The organism is Kitasatospora cystarginea (assembly GCF_039533515.1).
Classification (GTDB): domain Bacteria; phylum Actinomycetota; class Actinomycetes; order Streptomycetales; family Streptomycetaceae; genus Kitasatospora; species Kitasatospora cystarginea.
Window position 1 is genome coordinate 61,678 of sequence record NZ_BAAATR010000006.1, and the last position, 17,045, is coordinate 78,722.

At 72.0% G+C, this 17,045-nt stretch carries 16 protein-coding genes; 3 read left to right on the forward strand and 13 right to left on the reverse strand.

Going from position 1 to position 17,045, the window contains the following annotated elements:
• Nucleotides 1-272 precede the first annotated feature (272 nt).
• Nucleotides 273-926, forward strand: coding sequence for a phosphatase PAP2 family protein (locus ABD369_RS09190; protein WP_344635776.1), 654 nt, complete (start codon nt 273-275; stop codon nt 924-926).
• 88 nt (nt 927-1,014) lie between these two features.
• Here the strand turns inward: ABD369_RS09190 and ABD369_RS09195 are convergent, their stop codons facing one another.
• On the reverse strand, nt 1,015-1,206 hold the full coding sequence (locus ABD369_RS09195) for an I78 family peptidase inhibitor (RefSeq protein ID WP_344635777.1): 192 nt from the start codon (nt 1,204-1,206) through the stop codon (nt 1,015-1,017).
• Between the two features lie 91 nt (nt 1,207-1,297).
• Here ABD369_RS09195 and ABD369_RS09200 point away from each other — a divergent pair, with 91 nt between their 5' ends.
• Both ABD369_RS09200 and ABD369_RS09205 read left to right on the forward strand, forming a co-directional pair.
• Nucleotides 1,298-1,573 carry a DUF6343 family protein gene (locus tag ABD369_RS09200; protein ID WP_344635778.1) on the forward strand — a complete coding sequence of 92 codons (276 nt, stop codon included), beginning with the start codon at nt 1,298-1,300 and terminating at the stop codon, nt 1,571-1,573.
• Between the two features lie 82 nt (nt 1,574-1,655).
• Nucleotides 1,656-2,162 (forward strand): hypothetical protein, encoded by a 507-nt coding sequence (locus ABD369_RS09205; protein WP_344635779.1) that lies wholly within the window; start codon nt 1,656-1,658, stop codon nt 2,160-2,162.
• Nucleotides 2,163-2,204: 42 nt separating this feature from the next.
• Here ABD369_RS09205 and ABD369_RS09210 read toward each other — a convergent pair whose 3' ends face one another.
• The 12 genes from ABD369_RS09210 to ABD369_RS09265 form a co-directional block, all read right to left on the reverse strand.
• Nucleotides 2,205-3,590 carry an aspartate aminotransferase family protein gene (locus tag ABD369_RS09210; protein ID WP_344635780.1) on the reverse strand — a complete coding sequence of 462 codons (1,386 nt, stop codon included), beginning with the start codon at nt 3,588-3,590 and terminating at the stop codon, nt 2,205-2,207.
• Nucleotides 3,580-5,508, reverse strand: coding sequence for a 1-deoxy-D-xylulose-5-phosphate synthase (gene dxs / locus ABD369_RS09215; protein ID WP_344635781.1), 1,929 nt, complete (start codon nt 5,506-5,508; stop codon nt 3,580-3,582). Before dxs ends, ABD369_RS09210 begins: the two co-directional genes overlap by 11 nt.
• Before the next feature lie 4 nt (nt 5,509-5,512).
• Nucleotides 5,513-6,544, reverse strand: a complete 1,032-nt coding sequence (gene hpnH / locus ABD369_RS09220; RefSeq protein WP_344635782.1) for an adenosyl-hopene transferase HpnH — start codon at nt 6,542-6,544, stop codon at nt 5,513-5,515.
• A 2-nt stretch (nt 6,545-6,546) separates the two neighbouring features.
• Nucleotides 6,547-7,206 (reverse strand): 5'-methylthioadenosine/S-adenosylhomocysteine nucleosidase family protein, encoded by a 660-nt coding sequence (locus tag ABD369_RS09225; RefSeq protein ID WP_344635783.1) that lies wholly within the window; start codon nt 7,204-7,206, stop codon nt 6,547-6,549.
• 222 nt (nt 7,207-7,428) lie between these two features.
• Nucleotides 7,429-9,411, reverse strand: coding sequence for a squalene--hopene cyclase (shc, locus tag ABD369_RS09230; RefSeq protein ID WP_425557572.1), 1,983 nt, complete (start codon nt 9,409-9,411; stop codon nt 7,429-7,431).
• A gap of 141 nt (nt 9,412-9,552) precedes the next feature.
• Nucleotides 9,553-10,722: a polyprenyl synthetase family protein gene (locus ABD369_RS09235; protein ID WP_425557565.1), complete on the reverse strand. Its 1,170-nt coding sequence runs from the start codon at nt 10,720-10,722 to the stop codon at nt 9,553-9,555.
• A complete protein-coding gene (hpnE, locus tag ABD369_RS09240) occupies nt 10,719-12,116 on the reverse strand; it encodes a hydroxysqualene dehydroxylase HpnE (RefSeq protein ID WP_344635784.1) in 1,398 nt (465 codons plus the stop codon). The genes ABD369_RS09235 and hpnE overlap by 4 nt, the downstream gene beginning before the upstream one ends.
• A 166-nt stretch (nt 12,117-12,282) precedes the next feature.
• Complete coding sequence (gene hpnD / locus ABD369_RS09245) at nt 12,283-13,140, reverse strand: presqualene diphosphate synthase HpnD (RefSeq protein WP_344635963.1); 858 nt, start codon at nt 13,138-13,140, stop codon at nt 12,283-12,285.
• Nucleotides 13,141-13,181: 41 nt separating this feature from the next.
• Nucleotides 13,182-14,117 (reverse strand): squalene synthase HpnC, encoded by a 936-nt coding sequence (gene hpnC, locus ABD369_RS09250; protein WP_344635785.1) that lies wholly within the window; start codon nt 14,115-14,117, stop codon nt 13,182-13,184.
• 138 nt (nt 14,118-14,255) lie between these two features.
• The gene (locus ABD369_RS09255; protein ID WP_344635964.1) at nt 14,256-15,071 is read right to left on the reverse strand and encodes an ABC transporter ATP-binding protein; all 816 of its coding nucleotides are present in this window, start codon (nt 15,069-15,071) and stop codon (nt 14,256-14,258) included.
• Between the two features lie 7 nt (nt 15,072-15,078).
• Nucleotides 15,079-16,047, reverse strand: coding sequence for an ABC transporter permease (locus ABD369_RS09260; protein ID WP_344635786.1), 969 nt, complete (start codon nt 16,045-16,047; stop codon nt 15,079-15,081).
• Between the two features lie 138 nt (nt 16,048-16,185).
• Entirely contained in the window at nt 16,186-17,031 is an 846-nt protein-coding gene (locus ABD369_RS09265) for a glycosyltransferase family 2 protein (RefSeq protein WP_344635965.1), read from the reverse strand.
• Between the last annotated feature and the right edge of the window lie 14 nt (nt 17,032-17,045).

Below are 17,045 nucleotides of genomic sequence, written 5' to 3' on the forward strand. Positions count from 1 at the left end.
GATCCACTCGGCACCGCCCTCAGAGCGGCGCCCGTCCGCGCAGGCCCCCACCCCGCGAGGACGGGCGCCTCACCGCCTTCGAACCTTCCCCACCAGCGCACGGGAGTGCGCCGGGAGTGAGTGGTCACTGCGAGGTGACGACCGCTGGCACTGGGCAAGAGTGCCCAGGTGGAGCGGGTAATGTCGAAGCCGTGCAAGCTCATGTCGAACCGTCCGGCCACCGGACCGACCCCGCCGTGGACGGGGGATCCGCCGAGGCAGGGTGGCTACCGATGAGCCGCCGCCACGCGATCGTCTTCGGTCTCACCGGCCTGGCGTACCTGCTGGTCGTGATCGCCGTGGTGCTGAACACCAAGCTGGTCGATCTCGACTGGGCGCTCAAGCAGCTCAGACCCTACAAGCGCTGGCCCGAGGTCCAGCCGCTGCTGAACGTCTGGATCATCGCGGGGCAGCGCGGCCCCTCCGCGATCATCGCCTGCGCCTGGCTGGGCTGGCGCTGCTTCCGGCACAAGACCGTACGGCCGCTGCTGGCGATGGGGGTGGCACTGCTGCTGCTCAACATCACGGTCGGCGGTGTGAAGATCGTCACCGGCCGGCTCGGCCCGCACTACGCGCACTACCTGGGCTCGCCCGAGCTGTTCGCCGGCGGCACCATCTTCCCCTCCGGGCACACCGCCAACGCCGTGGTGACCTGGGGTGTACTCGCCTACCTCGCCGAACGCTGGCGCCGCACCGGCATCCTGCTGGCCTCGTTCACCGCCGTCTCGATCGGGCTCACCACGGTCTACCTGGGCACCCACTGGTTCTCCGACGTCCTGGCCGGCTGGGCCGCGGGCGCTCTGGTCCTGCTCTCGATGCCCCTCTTCGAGCCCTTGATCGCAACGATCGACGAACGCATCACCGCCCTCTGGCGCGGATCGCGCTAGGCCGCGCCCCGGGCACTCGCGGCTGATCAGACGGCTCCGCCAGGCCCCGGCGCACACCACAGGCGCCCGCCCGGCCGCGGGCCGGCCCTCAGCCCGCCCAGCAGCGCTCGACCACCCCGTCCCGGACGGCGAGGTTGAGCCTGCCCTCGCGGTACTCCAGGGTGATCAGATCACCGGGCGCCAGCACCCGGACGACGTCCCAGCCCCGCTCGGCTGCCAGGTCCTGCGCCGCCTTCACCGGCAACCCGACGTACCCCACGTGCTCCTCGTGCTCGTCCACAGCCGTTCTCCCCACGGTCGCCACGGCCCCCGGACGTACGCTGGAATCGTAGACCGGCCACCGCGGCCGAGCGGGGTGGAGGCGATCGGCTATGCGTCCAGCGAAGACCCCACGGCAGTGGCGCAGCGGCACCGAGCCCGCTACGGCTCGGAGCGACCTCAAGCTGCGCTTCCTGCTGTCCGTCACCTTCACCCCGTTCTTCGCCGTGCTCACCGCCGTGTTCGCCCTCTGGGCGGCCCACACCTCCTCCGCCGCCGCCCCGAGCAGTGGCACGCTCACCTTCTTCGCCGTGTGCTGCGGCGTCCTCACCCTGCTCGCGCTGATCGACCTCTGGGTCGTGGTCCGCCGCCGCAGGACCGAACTGTGACCGGGCGTCAGCCCTGATTCGGCAGGTCACAAGGTCGTCACAACCCCGCACACCTCCGCCGCACACATGCCATCCTGACGCGATGCGTCTCCGATCACTGGCACCGGCTCTCGCCGTCGCGGCCCTCGCACTGACCGCCTGCAGCAGCAGCGCGTCCACCACCGCCGCGCCCGCCGCCTCCTCGTCCGCCGCCGCCTCGCCGGCCGCCCCGGCCGCCGGTACGTCCGCACGGCCGGGCCAGTCCGGCTCCGATGCGGCCTCCGGCTCCGCCGCCCCGGCCAAGCCCGCCGCGCCCAGCGACGCGGGCCTGCCGCCCAAGCCGGACCCCGGTGTGGTGACGAAGCTGGTGGCGGCCCTGGACGCGATCGACCCGGACATCGTCGCCGGTCACCCCGACCAGGCCGTGGAGCTCGCCCGGAGCCAGTGCCAGGCGATCTACAACTTCCCCAAGGACCGGGCGAAGCTGATCGACCTGGTCAACCAGCACTTCACCTCCCCCAAGCACCCCGACGGCTTCGGCCCCGACAAGGCCGGGAAGATCCTCACCGCCGTCCAGACCAACCTCTGCCCCGCCCCCAACTCCCGCTAGCTCCTCCGGCGCCCCCGGCATCCCGCCGGGCGGCGCCCCGGCCTACCGGTTTCCGACCGCCTGCTTGACCAGCGTCCGTCCGAAGTCCCACATCAGGCCGCTGCCCCGGTGCGCCTCGTCCATCACCTCGGTGAACGCCGTGACGAAACGGTCCACCTCCCGCTCGGTGATGATCAGCGGCGGGATCAGTTTGATCACCTCCAGATGGTCACCGGACACCTGGGTGAGGATGCGGTGCCGGTGCAGCAGCGGTACCACCACCATCTGCGCGAACAGGCCCTTGCGCGCCGCCTGCAGTGCGGTCCAGCCGGTGCGCAGCTTCAGCGACCTGGGTCGCCCGAACTCGATCCCGATCATCAGCCCCCGGCCCCGCACCTCGGCCAGCAGCTCGTAGCGGTCCACCAGTGCCGCCAGCCGCTCCCGGAACAGCTCGCCGATCCGCCGGGAGTTCTCCACCACCTTCTCCTCCCGCATCACATGGAGGGTGGCCAGCGCGGCGGCCATCGCCTGGGCGTTGGAGCCGAAGCTGGCGGAGTGCACCAGCACCCGGTCCATCGAGGAGTACACCTTCTCGAAGATCCAGCCCTTCCCGAGCGTCGCCCCGATCGGCACGTACCCGCCCGACAGCGCCTTGGCCGCACAGACCAGGTCCGGCTCGACCCCCTCCTCCTGGTACGCGAAGAAGGAGCCGGTCCGGCCGATGCCGGTCTGCACCTCGTCGCAGATCAGCAACGCCCGGTGCTCGTGCAGCAGTTGCCGGGCGGCGAGCAGCCAGCCGGGCGGAGCGGCGTGCACCCCCTTGCCCTGGATCGGCTCCACGATCAGCGCCGCGACATCGCCCTTCTTCAACTCCCGGGCGAGCGCGCCGAGATCACCCAGCGGGATCGCGGTGTCCGGCAGCAGCGGATCGAAGCCCCTGCGGAATCCGCTCTCACCGTTGACCGAGAGCGATCCGGTGGTCAGGCCGTGGAAGGCGTGCTCGCAGTACAGCACCCGGGGTCGCCCGGTGGCGTACCGGGCGAACTTCAGCGCGGTCTCCACCGCCTCGGTTCCGCTGTTCCCGAAGAAGACCCGGTCCAACTCCGGTGCGAACGACAGCAGTTGCTCGGCCAGCAGGCCGGGAAGCGGCGAGCAGTCGAAGCGGGTGAGGTCCGGCAGGTCCAGGTCCATCACCTGCTGAACGGCCTCCCTGACCACCGGGTGGTGCCGCCCGAGCGCGAAGATGCCGAACCCGGCCAGCATGTCGAGGTACTCGTTGCCCTCGGCGTCGTAGAAGTACGGCCCCTCGGCGCGCTCGTAGTACCGGTCGAAGCCGAGTGTGTGCAGCATCCTGGGCAGCTGCGGGTTGAGGTAGCGGGCGTGCAGCTCGTAGCGTTCCTGGCCGCGCTCGGCGATCAGCGCGGCGAGGTCGAGGCGGTCAGCCGGCATGGGGCTGGTTCGCTCCTCTCATCGGCGGGTTCGGCGGGGTGCGCAGCAGTTGCTTGGCGAAGGCGGCCGTCTGCGCGGCCACCCCGGTGCCGCTGAGGCCGATCTCCTCCAGGAGTTCGCCGCGCCCGGCGTGCGCCAGGAACTCCTGCGGGATGCCGAGGTCGCGCAGCGGGGTGTCCACACCGGCGTCGCGCAGTGCCTGGGCGATCGCCGAACCGACGCCGCCAGAGCGGCCGTTGTCCTCGACGGTGACCACCAGCCGGTGCGCGGCGGCGAGTTCGAGCAGCACCGGGTCCACCGGCTTGACCCAGCGCGGGTCCGCCACCGTCGCGGTGAAGCCCTCGGTGACGAGCAGTGCGGCGGCGTCCAGGCAGGCAGGGGCCATCGCGCCGACGGCGACCAGCAGGATCTCCGGCTCGGGCCCGGTCCGCTGCAGTACGTCCACCCCACCGATCCGTTCCAGGGCCGGGACGGCTGGGTGCAGGTCACCCTTGGGGAAGCGCAGCACGGTCGGCGCGTCGTCCACCGCGACCGCCTCGCGCAGCTGGGCGCGCAGTTGCTCGGCGTCGCGCGGTGCGGCGAGCCGCAGGCCCGGTACCACCTGCAGCACGGACATGTCCCACGCCCCGTTGTGCGAGGCCCCGTCGTTCCCGGTGACCCCCGCTCGGTCGAGGACGAAGGTCACCCCGAGCCGGTGCAGCGCGACATCCATCAGCACCTGGTCGAAGGCCCGGTTCAGGAAGGTGGCGTACACCGCGACCACCGGGTGCAGCCCACCGGTGGCCAGCCCGGCGGCGCTGGCCACCGCGTGCTGCTCGGCGATCCCGACGTCGAAGATCCGCTCCGGGTACGTCTGCGCGAACCTGGCCAGCCCGACCGGCCGGAGCATCGCCGCCGTGATCGCGACCAGCTCGGGCCGCTCGGCGGCGAGCGCGACCAGCTCCGCGCCGAAGACGGAGGTCCAGGAGATCCCGGCCGAGGACGCGACGGGCAGGCAGGTGTACGGGTCGATCGGGTTGACCGCGTGGAAGCGGTCCGCCTCGTCCAGTTCGGCGGGCCGGTAGCCACGTCCCTTGACGGTGAGGCAGTGCACGATCACCGGGCCGCCGAAGTTCCTGGCCTGCCGCAGTGCCTGCTCGACGGCGCCGATGTCGTGCCCGTCGATGGGTCCCAGGTACTTCAGGCCCAGGTCCTCGAACAGCCCCTGCGGCGCGAAGGCGTCCTTGAAGCCCTTCTTGGCGCCGTGCAGCGCATCGAAGATCGGCTGCCCGACCAGCGGGGTGCGCTGCAGCGCCTCCTTGCCGAGGGCCAGGAAGCGCTCGTACCCCTGGGTGGTGCGCAGCGTGGCCAGGTGGTGGGCGAGGCCACCGACGGTGCGGGCGTAGGAGCGCTCGTTGTCGTTGACCACGATCACCAACGGGCGGTCCCGGGCCTCGGCGATGTTGTTGAGCGCCTCCCAGGCCATGCCGCCGGTCAGCGCGCCGTCGCCGATCACCGCGACGTTCCTGCGGTCGGTGCGGCCGAGCAGTTGGTCGGCCTTGGCGAGGCCGTCGGCGTACCCGAGCGCGGTGGAGGCGTGCGAGTTCTCGATCAGGTCGTGCTCGGACTCGGCCCGCGAGGGGTAGCCGGACAGACCGTCCCTGGCGCGCAGCCGGGAGAAGTCCTGCCGGCCGGTGAGCAGCTTGTGCACATACGCCTGGTGACCGGTGTCCCAGAGGATCCGGTCGTGCGGCGAGTCGAAGACCCGGTGGAGCGCGATGGTCAGCTCGACCACGCCGAGGTTGGGGCCGAGGTGGCCGCCGGTCCTGGTCACCGCGGCGATCAGGAAGTCCCTGATCTCCTCGGCCAGCAGCGGGAGTTCGGCCGCCTCCAGGGCTCTGAGGTCGGCGGGTCCCCTGATCCCGCTCAGCAGCGACATGCCGTCACCGTGCCGCGGTGCCGGACGAGCCGAGGGTCTCGCGGGCCGCGCGCAGCGACTCCTTGAGCGAGCCCATGGTGGCCAGCACCGCGGTCGGCTCGTACCCGCAGTGCGCCATGCAGTTCGCGCAGCGCGGGTCCTTGCCCCGCCCGTACTTGCTCCAGTCGGTCTGCTCGATCAGCTCGCGGTAGGTGGGCACGTATCCGTCCGACATCAGGTAGCAGGGGCGCTGCCAGCCGAAGAGCGAGTAGTTGGGGATGCCCCAGGCGGTGCACTGGAAGTCGATCCGCCCCTCCAGGAAGTCCAGGAAGAGCGGGCTGTGGTTGAGCCGCCAGCGGCGCCGGTTGCCGCCGGCGAAGGCCTTGCGGAACAGCTCTCTGGTCTGCTCGACGCCGAGGAAGTGCTCCTGGTCCGGGGCCTTCTCGTAGGCGTAGGCCGGGGAGATCATCATCTCGTCGACGCGCAGTTCGTCGTTGAGGTAGTCCAGTACCTCGATCACGGTCTGCGGGGTGTCGGTGTTGAAGAAGGTGCTGTTGGTGGTGACCCGGAAGCCGCGCCGCTTGGCCTCCCTGATCGCCTCCACCGCCTCGTCGAAGGTGCCGTCCTTGGCCACCGAGGCGTCGTGCCGCTCACGCAGTCCGTCGATGTGCACGGTGAAGGTGAAGTACGGCGAGGGCTTGAACCTGTCCAGCTTCTTGCGCAGCAGCAGCGCGTTGGTGCACAGGAACACGTACTTGCGGCGGGCGATCAGCTGCCGGACGATCTCGTCGATCTGCGGGTGCATCAGCGGCTCGCCGCCCGCGATGGACACCATCGGCGCCCCCGCCTCCAGCACCGCCCCGACCGCCTGCGCCACCGGCATCCGCTGCTTGAGCACCCCGGCGGGGTGCTGGATCTTCCCGCAGCCCTCGCAGGCGAGGTTGCAGGCGAACAGCGGCTCCAGCTCCACGATCAGCGGGAACTTCTCCCGACGCTTCAGCTTCTGCTGCATGAGGTAGGTGCTGATGCGGATGGACTGGCGCAGCGGCATGGCCATGACTAACTCGCCTCCTGGGGGAGCGTCGAGGGCTGGGTTTCGAGTGCGACAGCTGCCTGGCGGTGCCAGGCGATGAGAGCCGGTACGGCGGCGCGTAGGGTCCGCCAGGCCCGCACCCCGGCCGGTAGGGTGCCCGGCCGGATCAGTTCGTGGTCCGGGGTGTCCACCACCACCCGCAGGACCGCGGCGGGCAGGTGGGGGCGCAGCTCGGCGCGGACGGCCAGGACCGCGGCCGCCTCCATGTCCACGGCCAGTGCGCCCCGGGAGTTCAGCGCCCGCCGCTCGGCTCCCCGCACTACGTGGTCGGCGGTGTGGTGCAGCCCGGTGTGGCTGGTGAGGCCGCGGGACTGCAGGGCGCGGGCGAGCTGCTTGGCGGAGTCCAGCGGGTAGTGGTTGCCGTCGGGGTCGCGTACCGCGTCGGCGACGATCACATCGGCCGGCCGCACGCCCGGTCCGACGGCGGCGCCGAAGCCGGCCACCACCAGGGCGCCGTACCCGTCCCGGGCGAGCAGCTCGCGCGCCACCCGCCTGGCCCGGGTGCGTCCCACCCCGGTCCTGGCCAGTACCGGCGGCCCGCTCTGTGCCTCGGCCCAGTCCCCGCCGCGCAGCGCCCACACCTCGGGGCCCAGCGCGCACACCACCAGCAGCGCCCCGCCCCTCATCGGACGGCCCCGCTTCGCGAGGCGCCGAGGCAGGCGGCGCCCCGGGGGCGCGCGGTACCGCGCGGGTGACCCCGCCCCCGACCGGAGTACACCTCACCCGGCGCGCCGCACCCCGCGGCTTTGCAGGCACTCGCCCTCATCCCAGTCCTCCGATCCGGCCGTTTGGCCCGATCCTCGGGGGCACGGGCCGAGTCCGCCACCGGACCGGCCGCGGGCGGCGCCTCATCGCTGGCCGCCGGGCACCCGGTTGCCGTGCAGGTAGCGGCCGAGGGCCGTCACCGGGAACACCAGCCGGTAGAGGTGGTAGTTGATCGAGAAGTCCCACGGGAACCCGGTACCGGTGAAGTGCGGCTCGTCCCAGGTGCCCTCGGGCAGCTGGGTGTCCACCAGCCAGCGCACGCCCCGTTCGACCGCGGCGCTGCGCGCCCCGTCCGGCCCCTCCCCTGCCGCGAGCAGCGCCATCAGCGCCCACGCGGTCTGCGAGGCGGTGGACTCCCCGCGTCCGGCCCAGCGCTCCGGGTCCTCGTAGGACCGCATGTCCTCGCCCCAGCCGCCGTCCGGGTTCTGCCGCTCCTCCAGCCAGCGCACCGCCCGCCGGATCGCCGGGTGGCCGGTGCGCAGCCCGGCGGCGGTCAGCGCGGGGACCACCGAACCCGTCCCGTAGATGTAGTTGGTGCCCCAGCGGCCGAACCAGGAGCCGTCCGGCTCCTGGTTGGCGAGCAGCCAGGCGATGCCGCGCCGGGTGCGCGTGTCGTCGGATCGGCCGACCTCGGCGAGCATCTCCACCACGTGCGCGGTGACGTCCGCCGACGGCGGGTCCACCACCTCGCCGAAGTCGCAGAACGGCAGCTTGTTGGGAAGCCGGCTGGTGTTGTCCACGTCGAAGGCGCCCCAGGCGCCGTTCTTGGACTGCATCCCGAGGTTCCACTCGACGCCGCGCCGCACCGCGCCCTGCAGCCGCTCCCGGTCGGGGAAGGCGACCCGGCTGAGTGCCAGCACCACCTCGGCGGTGTCGTCGATGTCGGGGTAGTTGTCGTTCTGGAACTCGAACGCCCAGCCGCCGGGGGCGAGTTCGGGTCGCTGGACGGCCCAGTCGCCGCGCCGGGTGATCTCCTCGCCGAGCATCCAGTCGGCGGCGGCCACCAGCGCGGGGTGGTCGGCGGGCAGTCCCGCGTCGCGCAGCGCGATGGCAGCCAGGCAGGTGTCCCAGACCGGGGACTGGCAGGCCTCCATCCAGCGCCGGCCGTCCTCGGTGTGCACGGTGAAGCCGTCGAAGGAGTCGAGCCCGGCCTTCATCACCGGGTGGTCCAGACGGTAGCCGCGCAGGTGCAGCGCGATCAGCGAGTACACGGCGGGCGGCTGGATACCGCCCCAGCAACCGTCGGCCTCCTGCCGCTCGATGATCCAGCGCTCGGCCTGGGCCAGCGCGAGCCGGCGCAACGGCCGTACGGCGTAACGGTGGTAGACGTGCAGGGCCTTGTCCAGGCGCTCGAAGAGCCCGTCCCAGGTGGTCAGCGGGGCGAGCGGCCGACGGGGGTGCGGGTCGGCGGGGTCGGTGTGCAACTCGTCGAGCAGGAAGGGCACGGGGCGGACCGGGCGGTAGGTCGAGACCACGGTCAACGGTACGATCGTCTGCCTGGCCCAGCAGCCGAAGGCGTAGATGTTCAGCGGCAGCCACTTGGGCGCGAAGATCAGCTCGGGCGGCAGTTCCGGCAGCCGCTCCCAGGGCCACCAGCCGAAGAGCGCGAGCCAGATCCGGGTGAAGACGCGGGTGGCGGCGATACCGCCGTGCGCGCGTACGTACTGCGCCGCCGACCGCATGTGCGCGGCCTCGGGGTCGTCACCGGCGAGCTTGAGGGCGACGTACGCCTCGACGGTGGCGGAGAGTTCGGGCGGGCCGCCGTGGAAGGTGGCCCAGGTGCCGTCCGGGCGCTGCTGGGATCGGATCCAGGCGGCGGTGCCGCGGGTCTGCTCCTCCGTCCTGATGCCGAGGAACTGCCGCAGTAACAGGTCCTCGGCGTCCATGGTGACGTTGGTCTCCAGGTCGCCCTTCCACCAGCCCTCGGGGCTCTGGAGTGACAGCAGATGGGCGGTGGCCCTGGCCAGCGCCTCGGCCGGCGCGGTCCGGTCGGGGCCCTCCTCGGCCCGACCGGCCGCCCTGGCCCCGTTCACCGCGCCGTCGGCCCCGGCGGCCTCGCACAGCACCGGGCCGCGCCCGCCGGCCGGGCGGCCCGACGCGATCCGGCCGCTGGTCCGTTCAGGCCCCGGCGGTCGGTCGCCCACCGCGACCGGCTCGGAATCGTACTCGGGGTCGAGCCGGCCGTCCGCGGTTGCTGTCACTTGACGTCACCTCTCTCGTACCACCACGAATTCGGCGAGTGCGACGAAGTGCCGGCGCACCGCGTCGGTCATCGGCACCTCGTCCAGTGCGGCGAGGGCAGTCGTGTGCTGGCGGCGGGCCTCCGCCTGGGTCCAGGCGCGGCCGCCCGCCTCCTCGATCAGGGCCGCGCGGGCGGCGAGCACCTGCTCGCTCTCCTCGCCGCGTCCCTCGGGGTCGGCCAGCTGCTCGGCCAGCCGGCGGGAGGCGCTGCCGCCCTCGGCCAGCGCAGCGGCGACCGGCAGCGACTTCTTGCGCTGGCGCAGGTCGCCCCAGTGCGGCTTGCCGGTCACCTCGGTGGCTCCCCAAATGCCCAGCAGGTCGTCCACGGCTTGGAAGGCCAGGCCCAGGTGGTGGCCGTAGCGCTGGAGCGCGTCGGAGACGCGGTCGTCGGCCCCGGCCAGGACGGCGCCGATCGCGGAGGCGGCGGCCAGCAGGGCGCCGGTCTTGCCGCCCTCCATGTCCAGGCACTCCTCGACCGTCACCGCCTCGCGTGCCTCGAAGGCCACGTCCTTGGCCTGCCCGTCGATCAGCTTCCGGGTGGCGGTGGTGATCAGACGGACCGCCCGGGCCGCGTCCGCCGCGCTCGCGCCACCGGTGACTGCGGCGTCCAGCAGCACCTCGGTGCCCAGCGTGGCCAGCGCGTCGCCGACCAGGATCGCCTGGGCCGGGCCGAACACCGTCCACGCGGTGGCCCGGTGCCGCCGGGTCTCGTCACCGTCCATCAGATCATCGTGGAGCAGCGAGAAGTTGTGCACCAGTTCCACCGAGACACCGCCAGGCACTCCGGTCTCGGCCGGCGCACCGACCGCCTGCGCCGAGAGCAGCGCCAGCGCGGGCCGGACGGCCTTTCCGCCGTCCCCCGCGACCGGCTTGCCGTCCCGGTCGATCCAGCCGAAGTGGTACGCCGCCACGGTGTCCATCGGTGCGGCCAGCCGGGCGACCGCGGCGCGCAACGGCGGGGTGCACAGGCTCCGGCCGCGGGCCAGCAGCTCCGGCACCGAAGCGGCCTCCTCGAGCGTCGCGGCCGCGGCCGATGCGGAGCGAGCCTCCACGTGTCCTCCCTCTCCGTCCGGACGCCGGGCCCCTCTGGCGGGCCCGCCTGGTGCGATGTCAGTAGTGCTGGGGCCCGCGGTCATCGGGGCCACCTCCCGTCGCCTCGGTCGACCGGGATCCGCCCGGTCCCGGCCAGCGCGGCGTCGGCCGCGGCATGGCCGCTGCGCACCGCGCCCTCCATGGTCGCGGGCCAGCCGGTGGCGGTCCACGAGCCCGCCAGCAGCAGCCCCGGGACGGTCGTCCGGGCCGCGGGGCGCAGCGCGGCGGTGCCCGGTGCCGGGTCGAAGGTCGCGGTGCGCTCGCGGGTGACGAAGAAGTCCAGCACCTCCGCCTGCCGTGCGCCCGGGATCAGCCGCTCCAGCTCGGGCAGGTAGCGCGCCCGCAGCTCGGCCACCGGCAGGTCGATCTCGTCCCCGGCGTCGGACTGGGACAGCGCCAGGTACTGGGCACCCGGTACGGCCAGACCCGAGTGCGCCGTACGGTCGAAGACCCACTGCACCGGGGAGCCGAGCGCCGCGAAGAACGGGCGGCGCAGCAGCCGCCGGTCGTAGACCACGTGGACGTTGAGGATCGGTGAGGTGCCGAGCTCGGCGAGCCGCTCCTGCCGCGGGATCGCGCCGGCCGGCAGCAGCGCGGCGGCGCTGTCCTGGGCGCCGGCGAGCACCACGGTGTCGGCGGTGAGCAGTTCGCCGCTCTCGAGCCGGACGGCGTGCCGGTCTGCGGGCTTGAGCTCGGCGGCCCGGCTGCGCAGCAGCACCCGCACGCCCAGGCGTTCCAGTTCGGCGAGCGCCGCGTCGTGGTGGATCTCGCCGAGCGGGACGGCGGCCATGCCGATGTCCGAGGCCCCGGGGTCGGAGAGCAGGCCGGTCTTGAAGACCATCGCGGCCAGCGCCAGCGAGGTCCGGTCGGCGGTGGCGTTCAGGGTGGCGACGCCGACCAGGTCCCACAGGGCCTCGACGGTGGCCGGGGTCTGACCGTGGCGGCGCAGCCAGTCGCCGAAGGAGAGCTCGTCCAGCGCCGGGTCGGCCAGGTCGAGCCGCTGCAGCGCGAGCGCGGCGCGCACCACCCGCAGCCGGTCGGCCGGGCCGAGGTGCGGGTAGGTGGCCAGGCTGCGGGTGAGGTGCAGCGGTACCGGCAGGGCGTCCCGGCGCAGCCGGCCGAAGTCGCGGCGACCGCCGGCGCCGAGCCCGAGGACGGGGACGTCCAGGCGCGGCTGAAGATCCACCAGTCGGCCCGCGCCCAGCCGGTCGACCAGGCCGCGGTAGGCGGTGCAGCAGCGCAGGAAGACGTGCTGGCCGTTGTCGACGGTCAGCTCGCCGCGTTTGAAGGAGAAGGCCAGGCCGCCGAGCCTGGGCCTGGTCTCCAGCAGGGTGACCTGCTGCCCGGCCTCGGCCAGCCGCAGTGCGACGGTGATCCCGGCCAGGCCGCCGCCGACCACCACGGCGCTGCGGCGGGCGGACGTCCGCTGCCCGGTCATCTGCCCCTCCCCCCGCCGTCGTTCGGCTGTTCGCTCATGGACACCACGTGCCCGCCCAGGGCCGTCGCACACCCGCTGACGGACGTCGGACGTGCGTTTACGGGCAGCCCGCCGAACCGTTTCCGTGATGTTGCGCTGACACAGCGTGACATAACTTCCGAGAGAATCAAGAACGCCCTCCGGCGAGCCCGGACAGCGCCACGTATGCCTTCTCCCAGCCCGGCAGCGAGACGCGGCCGCGCAGCACCGACTCGGGATCGGCGGCGATCCGGCCGAGCAGCCGGTGGTAGATGCCCGCCATGGCGGCGGTGGATGCCCGACTGCGGCGGTCCAGCATCGGCAGCAGCCGCAGGCCCTCCTCGAAGCAGCGCTGGGCGCGTTCGGCCTGGAAGGCCACCAGCCCGGCGAAATCGGCGCCCCTCGGGGGCCTGGGCAGGGCGAAGCCCTGCTCGCAGCCGAACCTGACCAGATCCTCGCTGGGCAGGTAGGTGCGGCCGTTGAGGGCATCCTCGCGCAGGTCACGGAGGATGTTGGTGAGCTGGAGGGCCAGGCCCAGGGTGTCGGCGTACTCGGCGCCGAGCTCCGGGTCCTCGCAGCCGTACACGCCGAGCGAGAGCCGGCCGATGGAACCCGCGACGCAGCGGCAGTAGACCTTGAGCTCCTCGAAGGTCTGGTACTCGGCGCCCTTGAGGTCCATCTCGACGCCGTCGATCAGTTCGTCGAGGGCACCGAGCGGGATCGGGAAGCGCCGGGCGGCGTCCGCCAGGGCGACCTTGATCGGGTCGGTGTCGTCCACGCTGACGGCGCCGGAGCGGATCTCGTCCAGCAGCTCGCGGGTGCGCCCGAGCTGCTCGGCCTTGCGCTCGGGCGGCAGATCGCCGTCGCCGATGTCGTCGATCCGGCGGGCGAGCGCGTAGAGCGCGGACATGGCGTACCGCTTGGCCTCCGGGAGGAGCCGGATGCCGTAGCTGAAGTTGCGGGCCTGCAGGGCGGTGACCGCCTCGCAGTACCGGTACGCCGCCATGACCTGAGCGGACGCCAGTGGTGATGCCGCCACGCGGGCGTTCACCTTCCCTTCGCGAAGAGTCTCGCCGCCTTCACTGCGAGGCGGCGCTTGTCCGGCTTCGGCTGCTGGGCCAGGACGTCGTACCCGGCGGCCTCGATGGCAGCCAGGGCCGCGTACCCGCCTGCGGTGAATCCCGCCAGCAGCAGTCGGAGCCTCCCGGAAACCGTACCTACCAGCGGTGCGCCGTGATCGAGCAGGGTCCGGGCCCGGTCCACCTCGAAGGCCACCAGGTCCCGCACCCGGGGTCCGGCGACCGGCCGGGCGAGGTCCTGCTCGGTGACGCCGAAGGCGTCCAGGTCCTCGGCGGGCAGGTAGATCCGGCCGCGGCCGAGGTCCTCGGCGACGTCCTGGAGGTGCTCTACCACCTGCAGGGCGCTGCAGATCGCGTCGGAGTAGGCGATCCGCTCCGGGGTGGCCACGCCCGCGATGGCGAGCACCAGGCGGCCGACCGGGTCGGCGGAGAGGGTGCAGTAGTCGAGCAGGTCGCGGTAGGCCGGGTAGCGGGTGACGGTCTGGTCGACCCGGTTGGCCTCGATCAGCCGACGGAACGGCTCGGGGGTGACGGCGTGCCGGCCGATCAGCGGGACGAGTGCGCGCATCAGCGGGTGGTGCGGCGCCGGGGCGTCCGGGGTGAGCGCCGCCTCGAAGGCGCGGTCCAGGTCCCGTTCGAGTCCGTCCAGCAGGGCGAGCCGGAAAGCGGTCCCGTCCTCGGCCGGACGGGTGAACGGTACGCCCAGCAGCTCGGCGACCCGGACCGGGTCCGCCAGATCGCCGTCACCCGCGTCGTCCACCAGGCGGGCGAAGCCGTACACCGCCATCAGATCGGTGCGCCAGGCGGCGGGCAGGAAGGAGGGCGCGACCGGGAAGTTCTCCAGGTCCGCCTTCTCGAGTGTGGTGCCGTCTGTCTGGTTATCGGATTTAGCCGAAGCTGCCACTACCGTCACTCCCCCGTTCTACACCGGCCCGGTCCACCGGCCCATACCGGACACGCACCCGAGCCTCCGGGCACAGCCGAAGGGCCGGCACCAGGGACGTTTCCGCCCCGGCGCCGGCCCCCGCCGTACCGGCCCAGCTCAGGCCCGGTTGTGCTTCTCGTACTCGCGGACGACCTCGTCGGTGTGGCCGTCCATCATGAGCTCACCCTTCTCGATCCAGATGGTGCGCTCGCAGGTGTCCCTGATCGCGTTGTTGTTGTGGCTGACCAGGAAGACCGTACCGGCCTCCTTGCGCAGCTCGCGGATGCGGGCCTCACTGCGCTTCTGGAACTTCTGGTCACCGGTGGCCAGCGCCTCGTCGATGAGCAGCACGTCGTGGGTCTTGGCCGCCGCGATCGAGAACCGCAGACGGGCCGCCATACCCGAGGAGTACGTGCGCATCGGCAGCGAGATGAAGTCGCCCTTCTCGTTGATGCCCGAGAAGTCGACGATCTCCTGATACCGGGACTCGACCTCCTTGGGCGTCATGCCCATGGCCAGGCAGCCCAGGATGACGTTGCGGTCACCGGTCAGGTCGTTCATCAGCGCGGCGTTCACGCCCAGCAGGGACGGCTGGCCGTTGGTGTAGATCGCGCCCTTCGCCGTCGGCAGCAGGCCCGCGATGGCCGCCAGCATGGTGGACTTGCCGGAGCCGTTGGAGCCGATCAGGCCGACCGCCTCACCCTTGTACGCGGTGAAGCTGAGGCCGCGCACGGCGTGCACCTCGCGGATGGCGGGCGACCGCTTCTTGGCGATCAGCCGGCTCAGCGCCGAGGTGGCGCTGCCCTTGCCGGAACCGGCGCCGTGCACCTTGTAGACGATGTGGACGTCGTCGACGACCACGGTGGGGGTCCGGGCCGGTTCGGAGGACGCGGTCTTGGGCGCGTCCTGGCTCGCCCCTCGGAAGTTGCTCATCGCGATGTCAGCCACGGCCGTACTCCTCCTCTGCCTTCCAAAAGAACACGAAACCGACCACGAAGACCACCACAGCCCAGGCGGAGGCGGTGAACCAGATGTGGTGCGGCAGGGTCAGGTGCTGCGGCAGCGCGTGGCCGGCGTGGTCCTTGCCGCCGTGGTAGTAGTGCTTGCTGAAGCTGTCCGGCATGAACGCGTAGCGCATCAGGTCCATGTAGATCGTCGCCGGGTTCAGCGACATGACCGTCTTGGCCAGCGGCGGCCAGCTCGCGATGGCGCCCTGGATGCTGTACATCACGCCGGAGACGTACATCCAGGTGCGCAGGATGAACGGCATCAGCTGGGAGATGTCCGAGGCCTTGGAGCCGACACGAGCCATGATCATGGCCAGACCGGCGTTGAACAGGCACTGCAGCAGCAGCGCCGGGATGATCAGCAGCCACGTCATGTGCGGCATCTGGCCGTTCGCCAGCACGATGCCGACCAGGACGACCATCGAGATCAGCAGCTGCTGCAGCTGGATCACGGTGAAGGCCACCGGCATACAGGCGCGGGGGAAGTGCAGCGCCCGGATCAGGCCGAGGTTGTCGGCGATCGAGCGGGTACCGGCCTGCACGGCGCTCTGCGAGAACTGGAAGACGAAGACGCCGACGCAGAGCCAGGCGAGGTAGACCGGGATGCTGTCCCGGCTCTTCAGCATCACACCGAAGACCAGGAAGAACACCGAGCAGTTCAGCAGCGGCGTGAGCACCTGCCACAGCTGGCCCAGCTTGGCGGTCGTGTACTGAGCGACCAGGCGGGCCGTGGCGAAGGCCAGGATGAAGTGGCGCCGCGCCCACAGCTGCCTCACGTACTCGGGCAGACTGGGCCGCTTGCCGCTGACTCCCAGGCCGTACTTGGCCGCGAGCTGCTTCGGGGTCAGGCCCGCATCAGCCCCACTCGGTGTGGAGAGGCTGAAGTCACTCACTGTTGACACATTCGTCCTTCACGGGATCGGATATCGGGCCCGCCGCCGGGGGGAGCGGCGACGGGCCTGCGGATCCACTGGGATCTCGGGGGGATTGTCCGGTCGGCAGTGGGGCTGCCGCCCTGATGCGATCAGTTGCTGATGCGATCAGATGATTGGCGGTCTGCCCAACCTCGTCAGTCGCCATACAGTACGCCATCGCATCGGTCGTCGCGGACCGCAGGGTTCGCTCCAACCAGCCCGGAAACCGCCCACCCAGGACTTCAGCGCGTCGCCCGAGGGACGGCGGGCCAGAGTGAGCAGCAACCAGGTTCCCAAGTAGAGAGGCACGAACGGGGCGGGAAGGTTCCGTCGCGCCAGCCACACCCGGTTCCGGGCCACGTTGTGGAAGTACGTGGCGTGCCGGGCCGGGGATGTCGTGGGGTGGTGCAGCACGATGTCCGCGCGGTAGTCGATCTCCCAGCCGGCGTCCAGCGCGCGCCAGGCGAGGTCGGTCTCCTCGTGCGCGTAGAAGAACTCGGCCGGCAGCTGGCCGGCCTGCGGGAAGACCGCGCTGCGCACCGCGCTGGCGCCGCCGAGGAAGGTGGTCACCCGGGAGGAGCGCAGCGGGTCGCTGGCCCGCAGCCGGGGGACGTGCCGGCGCTGGGTGACACCGGTGTCCGGGTCGGCGATCCGGAAGGAGACGATGCCGAGCTTCGGGTCGGCGGTGAAGGCCTCGCGGAGCAGCCGGGCGGAGTCCTTGTTCGGCAGGCGCCCGTCGTCGTCCAGGAAGAGGACGGCGTCCACCTCCCGGCCGTCCTTGCCGAAGAGCTCGATGCCGACGTTGCGACCGCCGGGGATGCCGAGGTTCTCGGGCAGTTCGACGGTGCGTACGTCCGCGGGCAGCGGGGGCAGCGGGGCACCGTTGCCGACCACGGCCAGCTCGACGGCCGGGCCCTCCTGGTTCCGCACCGACTCGATCAGAGCGTTCAGCTCCTCCGGTCGGTTGCCCATGGTGATGATGACCG